The following is a 4,443-nucleotide window of genomic DNA, read 5'->3' as shown; positions in this document are numbered from 1 at the left end:
GGCGAAACGTTTCTGACGGGGCGGGCATGATCCTGCTCGGGGCGTGCGCGGCGTGGGCGCTGGTCACGGCGGCGGCCCACGAGGGCCGTCCCGAGGGAGTGCTGCTCGCGGTGCTCGCCGTGGTCGCCGGTCATGCCGCGGGCCGGGTCTCCGGGGCTCTGCTGCCGCTGGCCGCGCCCTGTTGCGGTGCCGCGGCCGGACTCGTCCTCGCACTGCTCATGCCCGACCTCTCCCCCGGCCCCCGGTACGCCGCCCCGCTCGGGCACGAGGGTGCCGTCGCCGCCCTGCTCGCCCTGGCAACCGGCGCGGCCTGCTGCGCGGCCTGGACCGCCCGCCGGGCCGCGTCCCGTCTCGGGCTGCGGCTGTTCGCCGTCGTGATCGCGCTGACCGGCGCCGCCGTGGGCTCGGCCGCCGGGTGTGCGGCGAGTGCGGCGGTCCTGCTCTGCTCGCTGGCGGCGGGCGCGATGCGGCAGCGGGGACTCGCCCTCGCCGGTCTTGCCCTCGTGGCGGCCCTGGCGGCGGGGACGGTCTGGGCGGCGGCCGCCGGGGCGCTGCCTGGCGGGCTCACCGAGGTGCTGGGCGGCCGGCTGGCGCCGCACCGGGTGCAGTTGTGGCGGGACGCCCTGCGGATGGCCGGCCGGCACACCGGGCTGGGGGTCGGCCCCGGCCGCTTCGGCGTGCCGGACGGTACGCCGCCGCGGGGACTGACGGCCGACGGCAGACCGCACTCGGCTCCCCTTCAGCAGGCGGCCGAGCAGGGTCTGCCCGGGGTGCTCCTGCTGGCCGCCGCTTTCGGCTGGGCCCTGCACGCCCTGTGGCGGAGCCCGCGCACCACCCCGGTCGCCCTGACGGCGGCCGCCGCTCTGACCGCACTGGCCGCGATCGCCTCGCTCGGCGACGCACTGAGCTTCACCACGGTGACAGCGGGCGCGGGCCTCCTGACCGGCTGGGCGACCGCCCGCCCGCTGAGTGGTGACAGCCCCCTGGCGAACGGTGACGGCCCCCGACCGTAGGAGCACGCCGTCGGGCCGGGTCGGCCGCGCCCGGCCTCGTCGGCCCCCGCCGGGCCGGGTGGGTCAGTGGGCGGTGCCGGGGGTGATCGTGCGCAGCCGGTCGCGGATCACCCGGACCGCCGACTCGGCGTTGTCCACGGTGATCGTGAAGGTGTGGCCGTCCCACAGGCTCAGCACGACGCCCTCGCCACGACGGACGACGACCGCGGTGCCCTTCTCGGGGCGCCAGCGGTAGCCCCAGCCGCCCCACTGCCGGGGGGTGACCACGGGCGTGAAGTCGGCGCCGACGACCTCGGTGAGCGGGATGCGCCGGCGCGGTACGCCGATGTGGCCGCAGCGGACCTCGACGCACTCCTTGTCGAGCCTGAGGTCGACGTGCACGAAGGCGAGGGTGCCGAAGATGACCAGCAGACCGGCCGCGATGCAGCCCACGACGGACATGGCCAGTGCGGCTCTGCCCGAGGTCCAGGCCGATTCGACGGCCAGTTCGATGCCGAGCGCCAGGCAGGCCGCGCCGACCAGCGCGAGCAGCCACTGGACCCGGTTGGTGGCGCGTCCGGTCCAAACGTCGGGGTGCGAGGCGTCCTCGGCGTGGCGGTGCTCCCTCATGTTTATGAGGTTACTCAGGTTTCGCTGGGCCGGTACCCGCTCGTGGCGGGTGACTCCTCCGGGCGGCCCAGTGGGAAGCCGGTGCGCCTGCCCCCGGCTCAGTGGCGGTCGGCGAGCGGGCCGGCGGCGGGCAGCAGCCGGCCCTCGGCGTAGTGCAGCGCGGCGGCGGGCAGCACGCCCTCGCGTCCGCTGAGCAGTACGGTCAGCGCGCCCTCGGCCGGGGCGTCGGGGGCGGGCAGCTCCCCGAGGCGGCGCAGCGCCTGGGCGGCGACGGCTCCGGCGGACCCGTGCAGGACGAGCGGGGCGGCGCCGGGCCGCTGGACGGCGGCGCGGATACGTTCCGCCACCAGCTCGTAGTGAGTGCAGCCCAGGACGACGGTCGTCACGTCCCGCGGGGTCAGGGCGGCCGCCGCGGCGACGGCGGCGTCGATGGCCGCCTCGTCCGCGTGCTCGACGGCCTCGGCCAGCCCCCAGCAGGGCACCTCGGTGACGTGGACGCCGTCGGCGAAGTCCGCGATGAGACCGCGCTGGTAGGGGCTGCCGGTGGTGGCCGGTGTCGCCCAGATGGCGACGGGGCCGCCGCCCGCCGCGGCCGGCTTGATCGCCGGGACGGTGCCGATCACCGGGATGCCGGGCTCCAGCCGGGCCCGCAGAGCGGGCAGGGCGTGCACGGTGGCGGTGTTGCAGCCGATGATCAGGGCGTCGGGCCGGCGGGCCGCGGCGGCCTCGGCGACGGCCAGGGCGCGCCGGGTGAGGTCCTCGCTGGTCCGCGGCCCCCAGGGCATGCCGTCGGGGTCCAGGGAGAGGACGAGATCGGCGTCGGGGCGCAGGCGCCGTACCGCTGCGGTCGCCGCCAGCAGACCGATTCCGGAGTCCATGAGCGCGATCTTCACCCGGCCACGATAGACGATAGGACCTTACGGGCCGCTCGGGTGGGGCAGACTGCGCCCGTGAGCGCGATCGTGTGGATCACCGTCGTATCCCTCGCCGCCTGGGTCTGGCTGCTGCTGTGCCAGGGCTTCTTCTGGCGCACGGACGTCCGGCTGCCCGGGCGTCTGGAACCGGATCCGTGGCCGTCCGTCTGTGTCGTGGTCCCGGCCCGTGACGAGGCCGCCGTGCTGCCCGCGAGTCTGCCGTCGCTGCTCGCGCAGGACTATCCGGGCCGGGCGGAGGTCTTCCTGGTGGACGACGGCAGCGCGGACGGCACCGGGGAGCTGGCGCGCGAGCTGTCCCGGCGGCACGGCGGGCTGCCGCTCACGGTGGACTCCCCCGGCGAGCCGCCCGCCGGCTGGACGGGCAAGCTGTGGGCGGTGCGGCACGGCATCGGCCTCGCACGCGCGCGTGGTCCCGAGTATCTGCTCCTGACGGACGCGGACATCGCGCACGCGCCGGACAGCCTGCGCGAGCTGGTGGCGGCGGCCCGTACCGGCGGCTTCGACGTGGTGTCGCAGATGGCGCGGCTGCGGGTGGAGAGCCTGTGGGAACGGCTGGTGGTCCCGGCGTTCGTCTACTTCTTCGCGCAGCTCTACCCGTTCCGGTGGATCGGCCGGCGGGGTTCCCGCACGGCGGCAGCGGCGGGCGGCTGTGTCCTGCTGCGCGCGGAGACGGCCGCACGGGCGCGGATCCCGGACGCGATCCGGCAGGCCGTCATCGACGACGTCGCGCTCGCGCGCGCGGTGAAGGCGGTCGGCGGTCACGTCTGGCTGGGTCTGGCGGACCGGGTGGACAGCGTGCGTCCGTACCCGCGGCTGGGCGACCTGTGGCGGATGGTGTCGCGCAGCGCGTACGCCCAGTTGCGGCACAACCCGCTGCTGCTGCTCGGCACGGTCGCCGGGCTCGTGCTGGTGTACCTGGTGCCGCCCGCGGCCGTGGTCGCGGGGGCGGTCGCGGGCAGCACGGCGACGGCGGTGACGGGCGCGGCCGCGTGGGCGGTGATGGCGGGGACGTACGCGCCGATGCTCCGTTACTACCGGCAGCCCGTGTGGCTGGCGCCGCTGCTGCCGTTCACCGCCTTCCTCTACCTCCTGATGACGGCCGACTCCGCCGTGCAGCACTACCGGGGGCGGGGGGCGGCCTGGAAGGGGCGCACCTACGCGCGCCCCGAGGCCGTGGGCGACGAGGGCTGAGCCGGCTACTTGCGCCCCGGCGTCCAGTTCATGCCCCATCCGTAGGCGCGGTCTATGGTCCGCTGCGGGCTCACCCCGCGCTCCGGCACCAGGTAGCGCGCCTCGCGCTGCACGACGAGGTCGCCGCCGGTGCGCGTGATCAGAGCGAGCGCGCACACCGTGGAGGGGACCGTGCACTCGTCCAGGGAGAAGTCGATCGGGGCGCCGTGCTGGGGCTTGAGGGTGACGGTGGCGTGCAGGTCGGCGAAGGAGGCGGCGCCCTCGTAGATCGTGACGAAGACCAGGATGCGCCTGAAGTCCTCTATGTGGTCGAGGTTGACGGTGAGGTTCTCGCCGCTCGACACGGCGCCCGTGCGGTCGTCGCCGTCGAGGTGGATGTACGGCGGCCGGGTGAGGGAGCCGAAGGCGTTGCCGAGTGCCTGTACGACGCCCTTGCGGCCGTCGGCGAGTTCGTACAGGGCGCACAGGTCGAGGTCGACGTCCCCCTGTCCGGAGCCCCACCGGCCGCCCCAGCCGGGGAGTTGCTTGCGCACCTGCCAGTTGAGGTTGACGCGCATGGCGCCCGAGGTGCCGCCCTGCTTGGCGAGCGAGACGGAGGGCGCGGCCTTGGTGAGGGTGACCTTGGACAGGCGCACGGGTGCGGACGGCTGGGTCGCCGGGGGCGGCGGCAGCGGCACGGGGGCGGTGACCGGCGG

Annotated in this window: 5 protein-coding genes; 2 read left to right on the top strand and 3 right to left on the bottom strand. The window is 75.7% G+C overall.

Going from position 1 to position 4,443, the window contains the following annotated elements:
- A partial coding sequence (locus V7E45_RS38975) for an O-antigen ligase family protein (protein WP_333779024.1) occupies positions 1-1,013 on the top strand: 1,013 nt, incomplete at its 5' end.
- A gap of 63 nt (positions 1,014-1,076) precedes the next feature.
- Here V7E45_RS38975 and V7E45_RS38970 read toward each other — a convergent pair.
- Complete coding sequence (locus tag V7E45_RS38970; RefSeq protein WP_333779023.1) at positions 1,077-1,622, bottom strand: hypothetical protein; 546 nt, start codon at positions 1,620-1,622, stop codon at positions 1,077-1,079.
- A 98-nt stretch (positions 1,623-1,720) separates the two neighbouring features.
- Positions 1,721-2,515 carry a glutamate racemase gene (locus V7E45_RS38965; protein WP_333779022.1) on the bottom strand — a complete coding sequence of 265 codons (795 nt, stop codon included), beginning with the start codon at positions 2,513-2,515 and terminating at the stop codon, positions 1,721-1,723.
- 57 nt (positions 2,516-2,572) lie between these two features.
- Between V7E45_RS38965 and V7E45_RS38960 the strand changes: the two genes are divergently transcribed.
- Positions 2,573-3,748 (top strand): glycosyltransferase, encoded by a 1,176-nt coding sequence (locus V7E45_RS38960; RefSeq protein WP_333779021.1) that lies wholly within the window; start codon positions 2,573-2,575, stop codon positions 3,746-3,748.
- Between the two features lie 5 nt (positions 3,749-3,753).
- Here the strand turns inward: V7E45_RS38960 and V7E45_RS38955 are convergent.
- Positions 3,754-4,443, bottom strand: a 690-nt coding sequence (locus V7E45_RS38955) for a TerD family protein (RefSeq protein WP_333779020.1), incomplete at its 5' end; no start/stop codon positions are given.

Origin of the sequence: Streptomyces sp. IBSBF 3136 (assembly GCF_036815105.1) — a bacterium.
GTDB lineage: Bacteria > Actinomycetota > Actinomycetes > Streptomycetales > Streptomycetaceae > Streptomyces.
The sequence above is the reverse complement of the archived record's forward strand: the minus strand, read 5'-3'. Positions and strand labels throughout refer to the sequence as shown.

What these genes read in the sequence shown, in the direction of transcription:
- V7E45_RS38970 (WP_333779023.1), bottom strand. Translation starts at nt 1,622, where the DNA reads ATGAGGGAGCACCGCCACGCCGAGGACGCCTCGCACCCCGACGTTTGG.